Source organism: Candidatus Tisiphia endosymbiont of Nedyus quadrimaculatus (assembly GCF_964059235.1).
Lineage (GTDB): Bacteria > Pseudomonadota > Alphaproteobacteria > Rickettsiales > Rickettsiaceae > Tisiphia.
The window spans coordinates 629234-643863 of record NZ_OZ060452.1 but is presented as its reverse complement, the minus strand read 5'-3'; the positions used below and the strand labels follow the sequence as shown (position 1 = coordinate 643863).

Sequence of the window (14630 nt, the reverse complement as noted above, 5' to 3'; positions counted from 1 at the left end):
TTAAGGAGTTTTTAAAAGGTTGTTTATAGTGGAAACAATTGGAAGAATACGTAGAATGTATTACGTTGATGGCAAAGCAATTAAAGCAATTGCTAGAGAACTGAATATATCAAAGAATACAGTAAAAAAAGTCATTCGCAGCAATCAAACTAAATTTGAGTTAGCAAAATATAGCAAAGGTAAGCCTGTTCTTGGCAATCATCTTGAAGTACTAAATCAGCTATTAGCAGAGAATAGCAAGGAGTCGGTTCGACGTAGAATGACGGCAAAAAAGCTATACCAACAGCTTCAGATATCGGGTTATACAGGAAGTTACGAATCTGTGAATCTAATTGTACGAAACTTCCGTAGAGAATACGAGGCAAGGGGCGGGCAAGTTTTTATTCCATTAAATTTTGAAGCTGGTCAGGCGTTTCAGTTTGATTGGGGAGAGGAAGAAATATGTTTAAATGGGGAGGTTACTAGAGTTAAAGCAGCGAGAATAAAGCTATGCTATAGTCGTTATTCTTTGGTAGTGGTTTATCCTAATGAGCAGCTGGAAATGGTTATGGATGCCCATGATCAAGCTTTCAAGTTTTTTGCTGGTTGTTGTAAGAATGGTATTTATGACAATATGAAGACGGCTGTCAAAAAAATATTGATTGGCAAGGATCGTATCTTTAACGAGAAGTTTATCCAAATGGTCTCTCACCATTTATTTGAGCCACTTGCCTGTAGTCCAGCATCAGGATGGGAGAAAGGACAGGTTGAGAAACAAGTAGGAGACACTAGACGTAACTTTTTTACTCCAATATTGAAAGGAGATAGTTATGAAGCTATTAACATTCAGCTAAGAGAGATGTCTATAGAGTGGGCTAAAACTAAAAGACATCCTGAATTTACAGAAAGAACGATTCTAGAAATATATGAGGAAGAGAAGGCATATTTAATAGGATATAGAGGGCAGTTTACCGGTTATAGATTACATCCAACGACCGTATCACCTTTGAGTTTAATACAATACGACAGCAATATGTATAGTGTTCCGTGTGAATATGTGGGACTTAGCGTACAGATTAAATCCTATGCTTGGCAAATAGTGATTTTACATGAAAGCAAGATTATTGCAGAGCATGTTCGTAGTTTTAAACGCTATCAGAAGAATTATAATCCATGGCACTATATAGCAGCTCTAGAACGTAAACCCGGTGCTTTACGTAATGGTGGACCGTTCAAAGAGTTAATGAGTTTGTTACCTGAGATATTTGGCAAACTACGAAATAAGTTAGAGACTTACAAGGATGGTGATAAACAATTTATAGATATCCTGCTACTTGTTAATAAGTATGGATTAGAAAAGGTAACAAATGCTTGTAACCTAACAATTGCTGCTGGCGGCTGTAGCTCTAAATTAGTTGAGCAATATTTGTTGCAACCAGCAATGAAACTAGATATCCAAGAGACTGAGTTTATTCAGCTAAAAAATCCTCCTGATGCTGATTGTAGTATTTATAGCAAGTTGCATTTAACAACGGAGGTAAATTAAATGAAAGACTTAATATTGTTATTAGATAAATTAGGTTTAGTCGGTATGAAGATGCAGTTAGCTGAGTCAAGTAATTTAACAAATGATGTCCCTACTACTAGTGTGTATGATGTGTTAAAGAAACTTCTTGAAGCAGAGTGTGAATATAAGAAGTCACGCTCGCTAGGTTATAGGTTGCAACTAGCTAAGTTCCCAACCATAAAGTTACTATCAGATACATGCCAAGCTAAATTGGTTGAAAATATTGATATACAAAAAGTGATTGATAATCATCAGAATATCATGTTCATAGGTGGTTCTGGGTCTGCAAAAACTCATCTAGCAATTGGTTTGGCGTTCACCGCCATTGAAAAAAGTTACAGGGTAAGATTTTATACTTTAAATGAATTAGGGCGTGTCATCAATTAAGTTGACAAGAGTGTTTGTTTGTTGTGTAATAGAGAAAAAATTAAGGATAAATTTTCTCTATGCGTCGATATGCTCTACGTGACGATCAATGGGATCGGATTAAAGATAAGCTACCTGGAAGGGAAGAGTCTGTTGGTGTAACAGCCAAGGATAATCGCCTATTTGTAGAAGCAGTCTTGTATCGATATAGGGCTGGTATACCTTGGAGAGACCTGCCTGAACGTTTTGGAGATTTTCGAGTGATTCACCTACGTCATTCAAGGTGGAGCAAGACAGGTGTGTGGAAAAAGGTTTTTGAGATGCCGGCTGAAGATGCTGATAACGAGTATGCCATGATTGATTCAACCATTGTTAGGACTCATCAACATAGTGCTGGTGCTAAAAAAAAGAGTTAGATGATGACCAAGCAATTGGACGAGGTAAAGGGGGGCTGAGTACTAAAATCCATGCCACATGTGACGCTCTAGGGAATCCAACGGGATTCCATCTTACCCCGGGTCAAGCTCATGATTTGCAAGGATCTGATGTTTTGATGAATGAATTGACGAAAGCGGATGCTGTACTTGCTGATAAGGCTTATGATGCCGATGCACGTATGCGAGATAAGCTGAAAGATAAGGGATGTATAGCTGTGATTCCCCCAAAGAAGAATCGTGTGAATCCAGCTAAGTATGATAAGGACCTCTATAAAGCTAGGCATTTGATTGAGAACTTTTTTGCAAAATTGAAGCAATATAGAGCTATTGCAACACGATATGACAAAACATCTCAGAACTTTTTGGGAGCTGTTTATATGGCTTCCATGGTAATTTGGCTCAATTGATGACACACCCTAGCTAGCCAATTGCTTAATGCTAGAATCCATAATTATGAAAGCAAATTCATCGATTCAGTTAAGAGATTCCATCTGATTGTAGTAGATGAATTAGGCTATGTATACTCGATGAAAATCAACAATTGCGTTGTCGTTGTCCAAGACCTGCGGTGCTCACGTACTAGTGTACGCTGTACTCCTCGGCTTGGACACTCCTAGCACTTGTTGATTTTGATCTTCGTCTACCAACTCTTCATTTATGAGCAGTATACCAATAAAAGCCGAAGCTAGATTCCTGTTATTTGAGTTATTTGCTAAATTGTATGAGCAAACTTCAGTGATCATTACTACCCATTTGAGATTTGAAGAATGGAATGATATGTTTGGTAATGCTAAGGCAACAAAAGTAATTATCGATAGATTGACACATCATTGTCAAATCATAGAAACTGGTAATAAAAGTTTTAGAGGAGGGAAAGATGTAGATTAAAGATTAAAATAATAGACTACGGTATTAATTAAAAATTACAATGATTTTAGAAAATTCTATCTGAATTTTAACCAAAATTAACTAATTTTTTTATGTGGTTAGGGGGGCAATAGCTGATTACAATTTACATACCACAATTGTTGGTAAGATTCCGCCACTCAGGCGGGACAAAATTACCGACTATGTTATAAAAGATAATATCTTGATTTTCAACTACAGAGCGAGAAAAAGTTAACGATTCTGTCATATTTTCCCCCTTGTAATAGGGTTAAAAATAGACTATTATGTAGGTCAAATTTCAGGAAATTTGTCTGAGAAGTTACATATGAATTACATATGAAATTTTTAATAAGAATAGAAAAAGCCTGAAAAGGTAATAAGTATGGGGGAGTGGTGATAGTTTTGCCCATCCGAACCTTACGTTGACATCGTAAAGGTCGGTGGTTCGAGTCCACTATCGCCCACCAAACTTTTATTATATATTAACATCAATTTGTATTTAGGTTGTTTTTGGCGACAGAACCTAAATACAAGTTGATGTTAAATATTGTTAAAAAAAGATCTAGGTGGTATTAGTGGTCAGGTATTTTTGTGTTATGCTGTTGTTAGTTGCTAACTTCAATAGTTATGCAATAGAAACTATAGTTATAGAGCGAGGACATGTTGATCCAATACCGATAGCCATTAATAAATTTGATGCAGATGATAGTGCGAATAATGTAATTGGTGCTGATATAATTAGTGTAATATCTAATGATCTAAAGATTTCCGGCATGTTCCGCCCAATTTCTACTGCTTCTTTTATAGAACAAATTGTGGGGATAAAACATAAACCTCTTTTTGCTGCTTGGCGACACATTAATGCTAATCTTCTGATTAATGGTGAAGTTATAAAGCTATCTTCTGGTAAGCTAAAGGTTAGTTTTATATTATGGGATGCAAGCTTAGAAAAAGATCTTATAGGTGAGATTTTTGAAATACCACCACATTTATGGCGTAGAGTAGCACATAAAATAGCTGATAAAATTTATGAGAAAATTACTGGAGACTCAGGTTATTTTGATACAAAAATAGTGTATGTGTCAGAGAGTGGACCTTATCTAAAACGAGTAAAGAAAATAGCTATGATGGATCATGATGGTGCTAATCATAAATATCTGTCAGATGGTAAAAATTTGGTCCTTACTCCAAGATTTTCACCACAAGCAGATAAGATCATGTATCTATCCTATGTTCACAAGCAAAAACCACATGTTTATGTTCGTGATCTTAAAACAGGTAAGGAAAGATTGGTTGGTAATTTTCCCGGTATGTCCTTTGCTCCAAGATTCTCACCTCAAGGGGAGAAGGCTATAATGTCGATAGCAAGAAAGGGAGCTACGCATATTTTTGAAATTGATCTGAATAGCATGGCAACTAGGCAATTGACTAACGGTATTGGTATTAATACTTCTCCTAGCTATTCACCGGATGGCAGTAAAATAGTTTTTAATTCTGATCGAAGTGGATCAAGACAATTATATATTATGAATTCTGATGGTTCAAATGTGGAACGTATCAGTTTTGGCGGGGGAATGTATACTGCACCAAGTTGGTCACCTAGAGGAGATTATATAGCCTTTACTAAACTTTCTAAAGGAGAGGGTTTTACCATTGGAGTGATGAAAGCACTTTCCTATGGTGATGAGAATAGTGAAAGAATTATAACTAGTGGCTATCTAGTTGAAGGTCCGTGTTGGTCACCCAATGGTAGGATAATTATGTTTGCTAAAGGCTGGCCTCCTAGAAACAAAACAGCAGGTAAAAATCGTATATATTCCATTGATTTGACTGGTTATAATGAAAGAGAGATTCTCACTCCTCAAGATGCTTCTGATCCTGAATGGTCAAGAATGTTAAATTGACTAGATTCTTATAACTACTTATAACATATTTTTAAGATATAAGAACCTAGAGCTAACCTATTGCCGGTATAGCTCAGCTGGCAGAGCGACGCATTCGTAACGCGTAGGTCGGGGGTTCAATTCCCTCTATCGGCACCATAAATATTGTAATACAATAATATCACCTTATTAACTTAATATCTGCTTGTTTGATTTCTAAATTATCCCAAGCTTTATCAGAAGTATATATAGAAACCTTCAGTTTGATACCAAGTGCTATACAAGCTCTATTTCCAAAAGAGAAACCTTTATGTTTTGTATGTTTTTTAACAGCACCAAACAAAATGCTATGCATTATGTAAAAACATAAACAAACTTTGGTGGTGAACTATCAACCTCAGAGTATAGTATTTACGACTGTAAATTGTAATCAGCTATTGACCCCCCTAACCCCATAAAAAAATTAGCCAATTACTCCCCCTAGAAGTGGGAGTTTGTTATAGAACCGCTCAAAGCGGGTTAATATTACTTATTTTGACCTGTAAAACAGGTTAAGTTGATCAGCTCTTTTATCCTCAGATTCTTGGTTTTGAACGTATTTACGTACTACCTCTTCATTCGCTCCTACGGTACTCACAAAATATCCTCTTGCCCCAAATTTATGACCAACAAAATTTTGCTGTTTATTTGCTATATTTTGTGCTACCCATATAGAACTTTTACCTTTAATAAAACCCACAATGGTTGAAATAGAATGTTTGGGAGGAATGGATATTAGCATATGCACATGATCCTGCATTAAATATCCTTCCTCTATCTTAGCAGCTGATTTTTCATCATTGACATATAATTGGTCATAACCACCATAAGCATCTGCATGTAGCACCCCTGTAAAATCTTTTAGATGCTCAATCGGTCTTATTCCTTTCCGATCAGGGCTATAAAAATAGCAAACTGCAACTGGAGACTTATCCCCATGAGGTCTACCATCTGATACATAGGTCCATATTCTCCCAATTTTGGTTTTACCAATCCCAGGAGCTAACACTCTTACTGGCGTATCATCACCATGTATCTGTTTACTCGCAAAGACAAATTGTTGAATTGCTTTGGCTATTGGCTCTAGCAATCTAGCACATTGTCCCGCCCAGCTTGCCATTGTTGTCCTCGAAATTTCTACGCCTTCTCTCTCATAAATTTGCGATTGACGATATAATGGCAGATGATTGCAATATTTCTGAATTAATATATGTGCCAGTAACCCAGACCCCGGCTTACCTTTATCAATGGCTTTTGATGGTGCGTAGGCTTGTACTATCTTCTCACAGTGGGTGCAGGCACAGCGTGGTCTTACATGCCGTATCACCTTAAATGATGATGGAACATATTCTAATGTTTCTGAGATATCATCACTTATCTTACGGAATTCCACCCCACCACATGCAGGACACTGATCAACAGGTTTTAATACCACATCTTCTCTTGGTAAATGCTTAGGTAATTTTTGTCGTTTTGGCTTCTGCTTACTATTATCGACAGTAGCGATACTCTTATCGGAATTAATATTATCTTGCTCAGTTTTAAATCCTAAAATAAGCTCATTTTCTTCTATTTTAAGCTCAATCTCCTCTATTTGTTTATCTAGCTTTTCTGATGATTTCCCATAACGCTTTGCTTTTAGTAATGCCAGCTGTTCTCTTAATGATTGATTCTCAGTGGTTAATGACTGGTTTTCTGTAGTCAGCAATTGATTCTCTGTAATTAGTGACTGTATATTATTATTTAATGCCGCAAGCATCTTATGCAACACTGGTATATCACTAGGTGAATTGTTTAAATCATAAACCATAACTGTTATCAATAATATATACTTTTACATCAAATTTTTATCCAGCATATTGAGGTCTATTAAACCATTTTGGATTCCGCCAGTCAATAGCTTCTATCAACATTGATAGCTGGGCTTTGGTAATTCCAACAGATTGCTTCTCGTCAACCTTAGGCCATATAAATTTACCGCTATCAAGACATTTGTAATATAAACAAAAACCTTGTCCGTCCCACCACAATATTTTTATCCGGTCAGCCTTTTTACCCCTAAATACAAATAAGGCACTCTTGTGAAATTGCTCTGACAATATTGATTGTGCCAGTATTGATAAACCGTTAATGCCCTTACGCATGTCAGTACAACCGGTACAAAGATAGATCTTGCTATCATGCCCTATATCTAGCATGCTCTATCCAATATTTTAACTATCTCTAATAATTTGCTACTACTAACATTACCTTCAATTGATAAAGAAAAATCACTAAATGTCAATTCAGCTTTCTTTAATATTGCACATTTTGTTTCCTGTACTGTTGTTTTCTGTATTGATAATTCTACAAATTTGTTGCCTGAATTATTTACTGCTGCCTCTTCCCCTCTTATTCTCCTTTCCTTACTACGCCATCCGTATAATGTCTTCTTCGAAATTCCATAAGACTGAGCAACTTGTGATATAACACACCCGGACACATATGACTCTGAAATTATTTGTCTCTTTTGTTCAGCTGTAATAGACATCCTACTTTTATTCATACTATTATTCCTTTGTTCTTTCTACTACAGAATAATACTTACATCTTTCTTCTTTTATAAGACCACCTTTACTAGACGGTTACTTTGGTAATGCTAAGGCAACAAAAGTAATTATCGATAGATTGACACATCATTGTCAAATCATAGAAACTGGTAATAAAAGTTTTAGAGGAGGGAAAGATGTAGATTAAAGATTAAAATAATAGACTACGGTATTAATTAAAAATTACAATGATTTTAGAAAATTCTATCTGAATTTTAACCAAAATTAACTAATTTTTTTATGTGGTTAGGGGGGGCAATAGCTGATTACAATTTACACTTGGTATAACTTAGAAATCAATCAAGTAGATATTAAGTTAATAAGGTGATGTTATTATATTAAAATATTTTTAAAAGACAGATTAATATTTATGAGCCTATAAAATATTTTACAAAAGCTGATTACAATCTACAAAGAGCTTTCTAGGGCTATTTATATGCTTCCATAGTCATTTGGCTCAATTGATGACATGCCCTAGTAAAAGTATTAAATTTCCTAACTAATCTTGTAACACAGATTTTTCCCTAGGAAAGATCGGGAATGTTCGTCTAACTGTGTCAAATAGAAAAAGATAATCTTTTAAATATATAAAATAAAGATTATTGATGTTGTAAATAGCGAAGAATGTGGATAAGTTACTATCAACTTATCCACATGTTCTTCGCGTAAAATAATAGGAAATTTGACATGAGTAAACCAATGAAACCAATTCAACTAGATAAAGTATCACAAATACTTAATCAAGATAAATGTATGGAGATCATACAAGGACTATACCAAGGCAAGCCATTACTTGGTCCAAGTGGACTGCTAACGTCTTTAGTGAAAGATTTTACGGAGCTTGCCCTAGAAGGTGAAATGGATTATCACTTACTAGAAAATAGTTTGGAACAAGGTAGTAACCGTAGAAACGGCATTAATACTAAGACTATGAAGACGGCTACAGGTTCCTTCGAACTTGAAACACCAAGAGACCGTAATGGTAGTTTTGAACCACAATTGATTAAAAAAAGACAAACTATTTTAAATGAGGAGCTGGATAATAAAATATTAGCTCTTTATGATCTTGGGACATCTTACGAAGGGATTGCTGGACACCTACAAGAGATATATGGTGTAGAGGTATCAGCTGCTACAATTTCATCTGTTACCGACAAGCTGATGCCGCAATTAAATGAATGGCGAAGTAGACCACTTGAAGCGATGTATGCGATAGTTTTTCTTGATGCTATGTTTTTTAAGGTTAGACAAGATAACAAAGTAACAACTAAAGTTGTTTATAATATTATGGGGATTGACCAAAATGGTCATAAGGATATTCTAGGATTTTATGCTTGTGAATCAGAAGGATCACATTTTTGGTTAGGTGTTCTTAACGATTTAAAAACACGTGGTATGAGAGATATATTAATAACCTGTATTGACGGGCTGAAAGGTTTTCCGGAAGCCATTAATACAGTATTTCCAAAAACTGAAATACAGCTTTGTATAGTACATCAAATTCGTAATTCTTTAAAGCATGTAGCTAGCAAAGATCAGAAATCATTTATGGTAGATTTAAAGATGATTTACCAAGCGGAAAGTAGAGATGTGGCAGAATATAACCTGCTACGACTTGAGGAAAAATGGGGTAAAAAATATCCGATGGTTATTAAATCTTGGCAACAAAATTGGGATAATCTAGCAACTTATTTTAAGTATTCAGGCGAGATTAGAAAGCTGATTTATACCACCAATCCGATTGAGGGCTTTCACCGTCAAGTCAGAAAATATACTAAAACAAAAGGAGCTTTTACTAGTGAAAATGCCTTGTTTAAACTGGTATTTTGTGCTATAAAACAGATTACAGCTAAATGGAATATGCCAATACCAAATTGGGCAGTGACCGTTTCGCAGCTAGATATTTTCTTCCCTGATAGGTTGAATTTTAAAGTATGATATTCTATACTGACACAGTTCAGCGAATGTTCTCGAAAGATCGTTTAATATTTTGTACACAGCGGCACGACTTATACCCATCTTTTTAGCTAAAGCTGAATACCCTGATCCTTATATTGCAGTAATTGTTTTCGATCAATTCGCCGCTTAGCTCCAAATTTTATGCCTTTGAGCTTTGCTTCAAGTCGACCTTCATTTGTACGCTCTAGAATCCGGTGACGTTCTGCTTCTGCTACTACCGATAAAATGGTTATACCATTTTACCAGTTGACCCTTCGGTACTAATACTGTCATCTAAAAAACGTACTCCTACATTTATTTTGTTAAAGCGATTAATTAAGCTTATCATATCTGCCGTATCCCTACCTAATCTATCGAGCTTGGTAATTAACACTACATCACCCTACTTTCACCATTAATAAGTTTAGTCCCTCCCTATCAAGATTACTACCAGTTAGTTTGTCAAAAAATATTCTTGATTCTTGCACTCCTGCTTTTTTAAGAGCTTGCTTTTGTATTTCTAATGATTGATCGGAAGTTGATACTCTAGCATAACCAAATAATCTCATATAATATTCTACTTATATATAATACGGAATCTTTATATCCGATGAATGATTAGGAAAGTCTTTAATATTTCTTGTTATTAGTAAACCATTATTATATTGAGCAGTTGCCCATATTATGGCATCAGGTATTTTAATTCTATGTTTCTTCCTAAGAGATATGGCTATTTCACAAATTTCCTCATTAAGATTAATAACAGTAAAATTATTTAAAAATTCTCTAATAGCTTGTTCATCATCTTCTGTAGTTCCAACTAATATTTCTATTTTAGTTATCACACTAATTTGGGGATCCTTATATTGTTCAATTTCTTTACCGGCCTCTACAATTCCTTGTAAATAGTCTATTAAAATATTAGTATCAAATAATGCTTTCATTTAGACCATTCATCTCTTAGTTTTTGTTGATATAGCAAACTATCTATATTTTTTCCTTTCCAAATCCCAAATGCCATTCGATAATTTTCCTTACTTTTATTATAACTACCAATATAATTATCTAAAGCTTGCCTTACAATTTCCGCTCTTGATACTTTTTTTCTTTTAGATAGCTGGTCTAGAATTTCTATTTGTTTATCAGGTATGTCAACTATTGTTCTCATAATGCTCTATTTCCAATTTATTATATGTGTTATCGTCATCTGATATAATAAGCTTTATCATTGAATTCAAGTTAATAGTTGTTACTTTCAATCAAAGAATTGTCTACTAAGTGGAATAGTATACTATACTGTCTACTATATGTTAATTATCGATTAAATAGATAATAAATTAAACCTATTTATTACTGTCCACTAACTTATAATTTATTGGACAGTGACTAAGAGTACTATAGAGATTTTGAGAATTCATAAGTTAATTTTGCTTTAAAGGCTTATTTTCTGTAATAGTACCAACTACTGTACCATTTAAGTTTACTCTATTGCTCCCTAAAATTATAGCTTTACGATAGTTTATATTGCGACAATATATTCTCAAAAATTTACGTATTTTAGTTTTAGGCAAATACTCTTGCTCTAACAAAAGTAACTCCTTATGAATACCAATAGCTAGGGGAGTAGGTGGGGTGGTAAAACATTTGGGGTAAGTAGTTTGCAGCAAGTTTAAGATATTAGTATATTCATCCTTACTTAGTAATATTTTCGGTCGGGCTTTTAATTGAATTTGGGTGTTCTTCTCTTTGGAAGTGATGTTGGTATGGTTGTTTGTCTGTATAATTACAGGCTGAGCTGTATTATTGCCTGCTAGCTCAGCATTATTGTTAACGCTAGGTTTGACTTGAGTTATATTTGTCTTTAATCTTAATATTGGTCTATTATACATAATATATTTTATCATTGGTAAGCAATATAGATGGAATTATCTAGAAGATTTTAGTTTTTGGATTGCTTCAATAGAACTACCATTTTTCTCGTTTTTACTAATATATCTTCACCTATTTGTTCCCAATGTTGTGCTAAACTACCCATAAGTTTTGTACTGTCAATAACATTCTAAAATGTCCGGGTTTTGTAACAAGGTAATTGTCCGTTTTATTGTGAATCTTTTTTTAAATTTGTTGAGATTGATAATTTTTTGTAAATTCATATTTCATCTTTAAGTCTGCCAAAAATTTGACTCAATCTTTACTTGGTCATACATTTCATACAATGTATGTTATTACAAATGCACAGCAGTTTGTTTGGTGCTTATAACTTCAATTTTCACGAATCAAATGATATCAAGTCTGAACATGCTCCTAAATCACTTACATCACTTGTGCAAGTAGCCTTTGTATCATTAATTATATCAGTTAATTTTAAATGTTTACAAATCTTCATTAGTATATCAGTAGATATCTCAAATCCTTTTTCAAGAACACATTTTGTCTGTACTATGTTAGTAATCTGAAAATAAGACTCACTAATACGATTATTTAGTTTTACCCATAAATTATTAATATCACTTGTATTATCAATTCCATGAGCTTCTAGTCCTTGTTTTATATAATGTATGAATAATAAATTTTCTCTCACCTCTTGATATTGTTGCAAAATATTTCTATGTGAAGCATTTAATGACTGTGTTTCATCAACTATAATAGGAATAACACATGCAGATAGTTTGTCAAGTGCTTGTCTATAATCAACAAAATTTTGATTGTTACTATTATTAACTAAATCTAGAACAGATGTACCATTATTGTTTTTTATATCTATATTAGCTCCTTTGTTTAGTAAAGTCTTAAATACATCAATATTATTTCTCATTACTGCCACGTGTGCCACAGTATCTCCATTTTTGTCTACTAAATCAATATTAACTCCTTTGTTTAATAGATGTTGTACTAAATTTCCATAATACGCAGCTATATGTATTAGAGAAGAGGAATCTTTAAATGGACTACCTTTATATTTGCATAAAGAATTAACCTCTTGGTGCTGTTTCTCCAATAAAATATCTAATAATTTAGGACAATCATTATGTATTGCCTTAGATAATAAAAGATCAGAAAAGTCAACCGCATAAAAATATTCAACCATCTTATCTTTATGTTCTAACAAGTACTCCAGTATTTGATATTGTTCTTTTTTTATTGCAACATCTATTGGATATTCACAATTATATACAACATTAATATTACCACCATGTTCTATTAGCATCTTTACAATATCAATATTACCCTTTGTTATCATAACATGTAACAAGGGCATTGCGTTGTACTTGGTATTTCTCGGGTTAGCATTTTTTTCTTCTAATAAAAGTTTTACAATTTTATTGTGATTATTCACTGCTGCTGTAACTAATAAATGTGTGAGGTCATCATGAGCTTTGTGATCAAACAACAGCTTCACTATATTTAAATGACCATGATATATTGCTGATTCCAACGGTGTTTTTTGTTTATTATCTTTAGTATTAGGATTAGCTTGGTATTGTAACAGAAACTTAACCATGTTAATATTACCATCAGATGATGCTATGTGTAATTCAGTTCGTCCACTATAATCTATAGTATTAATATCAATATTAGTAATCTTGGGTAATAACAATTGTATTATATGAGTATTATCATTTTTTACTGCTTTAAATAATTCTTCTTTAGTTACTGTTTGCAATTTTGTTAATAATAGTTCTACTATCTCAGTAGAATTATTAGATATTGCTGATTCCAACGGTGTTTTTTGCTCATTATCTTTAGTATTAGGATTAGCTTGGTGTTGTAACAGAAACTCAACCATGTTAATATTACCATCAGATGATGCTATGTGTAATGCAGTTCGTCCACTGTAATCTATAGCATCAATATTAGTAATCTTGGGTAATAACAATTGTACTATTTGAGTATTACCATTTTTTACTGCTTTAAATAATTCTTCTTTAGTTACTGTTTGCAATTTTGTTAATAATAGTTCTACTATCTCAGTAGAATTATTAGATATTGCTATATACAAGGGAGAATTGTGTAAGAACGCAATATTAACATCAGTGTTACCATTTAATAACAACTCTACTATTTTTTTACTCTTTGATTTTACTGCTATATGTAATAGAGTGTTACCTAAAGAATTTTTAGCATTAACATCAGTGTAGTACCCTAATAATAATTCTACTATTTCTACATTATCTTGCTTTATTGTTGTATCTAATATGCTTCTTACAATATTATGATCAATATTATGTCCTAAACATACATTTAGTGCATGAGTATCATTCTTTTGTATAAGTCTATACAATATCATAGAATCTATAGAGTCTAAAGATGGTTCTTGCACAGAAGATGCTCTAGAACTTGTACTTACCAGCTCTGACAGTGATATATCTACAATGGGAATACTAGAAGGTACACTTTTTTGGGTAACAAATGTCTTTGGTACAGCAGTTCCTCTAGAAGGTGTGCTTATCTGTCTTGAAAATGTTGATGGTATATGCTCTACAGATAATCTATCTACAAATGACTGTTTGAAATCAGAAAATATGTGACTCTCTTGATTTTGGTTGTCAGCTAGATTCTTAAGTAAAGCTAGTTGACATTTTGACAAATCTAAATTTTCTAGATTTTGTTCATTGTTACTAACAATTGTTATACACTGTGTTTTATCCTCTGCCTGAATTGCATTCAACAACTGTTCGCTTAGAGATAGTTTTCTTGCTCTACTAAAAAAACGCTTCAATTTACTATACATATCTTTCTATAGTCTCATTCTTAATTTTTACAGATCTTTGTTTATACGAATTGTCTATCCCATTAAAAAAATAATACTAATATTAATCCTTGGAAATATCTACAAAAAGTACTTACAACAATTCAAGATTATAAAGTCAATAAAGAGTAAATAGTAAATCTATATCACCTTTACCAAACGCTTACGTTGATTCCGTATTAAATGAGGTAAAGA

The 14630-nt window shown here is 33.4% G+C and carries 17 protein-coding genes, 2 tRNA genes and 1 pseudogene; 10 read left to right on the top strand and 10 right to left on the bottom strand.

The window, feature by feature from the left end; genetic code table 11:
* Positions 1 to 55 precede the first annotated feature (55 nt).
* The 5 genes from istA (at position 56) to AB3211_RS03220 (ending at position 3237) form a co-directional block, all read left to right on the top strand.
* Positions 56 to 1525, top strand: coding sequence for an IS21 family transposase (istA, locus tag AB3211_RS03240; RefSeq protein ID WP_367364675.1), 1470 nt, complete (start codon positions 56 to 58; stop codon positions 1523 to 1525).
* On the top strand, positions 1526 to 1933 hold the full coding sequence (locus tag AB3211_RS03235) for an ATP-binding protein (protein ID WP_367364651.1): 408 nt from the start codon (positions 1526 to 1528) through the stop codon (positions 1931 to 1933). It begins immediately after the preceding gene.
* Between the two features lie 59 nt (positions 1934 to 1992).
* Positions 1993 to 2756, top strand: a protein-coding gene (locus tag AB3211_RS03230; protein ID WP_367364674.1) for an IS5 family transposase whose coding sequence is annotated in 2 segments (ribosomal slippage) — positions 1993 to 2325 and positions 2328 to 2756 — 762 coding nt in all. Because the reading frame shifts where the segments join, the coding sequence is not laid out codon by codon here.
* A gap of 21 nt (positions 2757 to 2777) precedes the next feature.
* The gene (locus AB3211_RS03225) at positions 2778 to 2966 is read left to right on the top strand and encodes a hypothetical protein (protein ID WP_367364673.1); all 189 of its coding nucleotides are present in this window, start codon (positions 2778 to 2780) and stop codon (positions 2964 to 2966) included.
* A 40-nt stretch (positions 2967 to 3006) separates the two neighbouring features.
* Entirely contained in the window at positions 3007 to 3237 is a 231-nt protein-coding gene (locus tag AB3211_RS03220; protein WP_367363753.1) for an ATP-binding protein, read from the top strand.
* 124 nt (positions 3238 to 3361) lie between these two features.
* Here AB3211_RS03220 and AB3211_RS03215 read toward each other — a convergent pair whose 3' ends face one another.
* Positions 3362 to 3484, bottom strand: a complete 123-nt coding sequence (locus AB3211_RS03215; RefSeq protein ID WP_367364672.1) for a hypothetical protein — start codon at positions 3482 to 3484, stop codon at positions 3362 to 3364.
* Between the two features lie 137 nt (positions 3485 to 3621).
* Here AB3211_RS03215 and AB3211_RS03210 point away from each other — a divergent pair.
* The 3 genes from AB3211_RS03210 (at position 3622) to AB3211_RS03200 (ending at position 5279) form a co-directional block, all read left to right on the top strand.
* A tRNA-Val gene (locus tag AB3211_RS03210) sits at positions 3622 to 3704 on the top strand.
* A 129-nt stretch (positions 3705 to 3833) separates the two neighbouring features.
* Positions 3834 to 5141 (top strand): Tol-Pal system beta propeller repeat protein TolB, encoded by a 1308-nt coding sequence (gene tolB, locus AB3211_RS03205; RefSeq protein WP_367364671.1) that lies wholly within the window; start codon positions 3834 to 3836, stop codon positions 5139 to 5141.
* Between the two features lie 62 nt (positions 5142 to 5203).
* Positions 5204 to 5279: transfer RNA gene (locus tag AB3211_RS03200), tRNA-Thr, on the top strand.
* A gap of 22 nt (positions 5280 to 5301) precedes the next feature.
* On the opposite strand, the gene AB3211_RS03195 is transcribed toward AB3211_RS03200, so the two are convergent.
* From AB3211_RS03195 to AB3211_RS03180, 4 genes are all read right to left on the bottom strand, one after another.
* Positions 5302 to 5475: a hypothetical protein gene (locus AB3211_RS03195; RefSeq protein ID WP_367364670.1), complete on the bottom strand. Its 174-nt coding sequence runs from the start codon at positions 5473 to 5475 to the stop codon at positions 5302 to 5304.
* Between the two features lie 174 nt (positions 5476 to 5649).
* Entirely contained in the window at positions 5650 to 6969 is a 1320-nt protein-coding gene (tnpC, locus tag AB3211_RS03190) for an IS66 family transposase (RefSeq protein WP_367364669.1), read from the bottom strand.
* Positions 6970 to 7006: 37 nt separating this feature from the next.
* Entirely contained in the window at positions 7007 to 7357 is a 351-nt protein-coding gene (gene tnpB, locus AB3211_RS03185; protein ID WP_367364668.1) for an IS66 family insertion sequence element accessory protein TnpB, read from the bottom strand.
* Positions 7351 to 7704 (bottom strand): transposase, encoded by a 354-nt coding sequence (locus AB3211_RS03180; protein WP_367364667.1) that lies wholly within the window; start codon positions 7702 to 7704, stop codon positions 7351 to 7353. Before AB3211_RS03180 ends, tnpB begins: the two co-directional genes overlap by 7 nt.
* A gap of 122 nt (positions 7705 to 7826) precedes the next feature.
* Here AB3211_RS03180 and AB3211_RS03175 point away from each other — a divergent pair, with 122 nt between their 5' ends.
* Together AB3211_RS03175 and AB3211_RS03170 are read left to right on the top strand one after the other, a co-directional pair.
* Positions 7827 to 7895, top strand: coding sequence for a hypothetical protein (locus AB3211_RS03175; protein WP_367364808.1), 69 nt, complete (start codon positions 7827 to 7829; stop codon positions 7893 to 7895).
* A gap of 605 nt (positions 7896 to 8500) precedes the next feature.
* Complete coding sequence (locus AB3211_RS03170; RefSeq protein ID WP_367364807.1) at positions 8501 to 9685, top strand: IS256 family transposase; 1185 nt, start codon at positions 8501 to 8503, stop codon at positions 9683 to 9685.
* Here AB3211_RS03170 and AB3211_RS03165 read toward each other — a convergent pair.
* The 5 genes and pseudogenes from AB3211_RS03165 to AB3211_RS03145 form a co-directional block, all read right to left on the bottom strand.
* Positions 9644 to 10254, bottom strand: a pseudogene (locus AB3211_RS03165) (recombinase family protein). The gene AB3211_RS03170 and the pseudogene AB3211_RS03165 sit on opposite strands and share 42 nt — an antisense overlap.
* 12 nt (positions 10255 to 10266) lie before the next feature.
* The gene (locus AB3211_RS03160) at positions 10267 to 10629 is read right to left on the bottom strand and encodes a type II toxin-antitoxin system VapC family toxin (RefSeq protein WP_341757650.1); all 363 of its coding nucleotides are present in this window, start codon (positions 10627 to 10629) and stop codon (positions 10267 to 10269) included.
* Positions 10626 to 10853, bottom strand: a complete 228-nt coding sequence (locus AB3211_RS03155) for a ribbon-helix-helix protein, CopG family (protein ID WP_341757649.1) — start codon at positions 10851 to 10853, stop codon at positions 10626 to 10628. The genes AB3211_RS03160 and AB3211_RS03155 overlap by 4 nt, the downstream gene beginning before the upstream one ends.
* Positions 10854 to 11106: 253 nt before the next feature.
* Positions 11107 to 11589 (bottom strand): ProQ/FINO family protein, encoded by a 483-nt coding sequence (locus AB3211_RS03150; protein WP_367364666.1) that lies wholly within the window; start codon positions 11587 to 11589, stop codon positions 11107 to 11109.
* A gap of 365 nt (positions 11590 to 11954) precedes the next feature.
* Positions 11955 to 14417: an ankyrin repeat domain-containing protein gene (locus AB3211_RS03145; RefSeq protein ID WP_367364665.1), complete on the bottom strand. Its 2463-nt coding sequence runs from the start codon at positions 14415 to 14417 to the stop codon at positions 11955 to 11957.
* Positions 14418 to 14630 lie beyond the last annotated feature (213 nt).

Excerpts from the sequence above, each read along its gene's own strand:
- istA (WP_367364675.1), top strand. The coding sequence starts at position 56 with ATGTATTACGTTGATGGCAAAGCAATTAAAGCAATTGCTAGAGAACTG.
- AB3211_RS03235 (WP_367364651.1), top strand. The coding sequence starts at position 1,526 with ATGAAAGACTTAATATTGTTATTAGATAAATTAGGTTTAGTCGGTATG.
- AB3211_RS03220 (WP_367363753.1), top strand. The coding sequence starts at position 3,007 with ATGAGCAGTATACCAATAAAAGCCGAAGCTAGATTCCTGTTATTTGAG.
- AB3211_RS03215 (WP_367364672.1), bottom strand. The coding sequence starts at position 3,484 with ATGACAGAATCGTTAACTTTTTCTCGCTCTGTAGTTGAAAATCAAGAT.
- tolB (WP_367364671.1), top strand. The coding sequence starts at position 3,834 with ATGCTGTTGTTAGTTGCTAACTTCAATAGTTATGCAATAGAAACTATA.
- AB3211_RS03195 (WP_367364670.1), bottom strand. The coding sequence starts at position 5,475 with ATGCATAGCATTTTGTTTGGTGCTGTTAAAAAACATACAAAACATAAA.
- tnpC (WP_367364669.1), bottom strand. The coding sequence starts at position 6,969 with ATGGTTTATGATTTAAACAATTCACCTAGTGATATACCAGTGTTGCAT.
- tnpB (WP_367364668.1), bottom strand. The coding sequence starts at position 7,357 with ATGCTAGATATAGGGCATGATAGCAAGATCTATCTTTGTACCGGTTGT.
- AB3211_RS03180 (WP_367364667.1), bottom strand. The coding sequence starts at position 7,704 with ATGAATAAAAGTAGGATGTCTATTACAGCTGAACAAAAGAGACAAATA.
- AB3211_RS03170 (WP_367364807.1), top strand. The coding sequence starts at position 8,501 with ATGGAGATCATACAAGGACTATACCAAGGCAAGCCATTACTTGGTCCA.
- AB3211_RS03160 (WP_341757650.1), bottom strand. The coding sequence starts at position 10,629 with ATGAAAGCATTATTTGATACTAATATTTTAATAGACTATTTACAAGGA.
- AB3211_RS03155 (WP_341757649.1), bottom strand. The coding sequence starts at position 10,853 with ATGAGAACAATAGTTGACATACCTGATAAACAAATAGAAATTCTAGAC.
- AB3211_RS03150 (WP_367364666.1), bottom strand. The coding sequence starts at position 11,589 with ATGATAAAATATATTATGTATAATAGACCAATATTAAGATTAAAGACA.
- AB3211_RS03145 (WP_367364665.1), bottom strand. The coding sequence starts at position 14,417 with ATGTATAGTAAATTGAAGCGTTTTTTTAGTAGAGCAAGAAAACTATCT.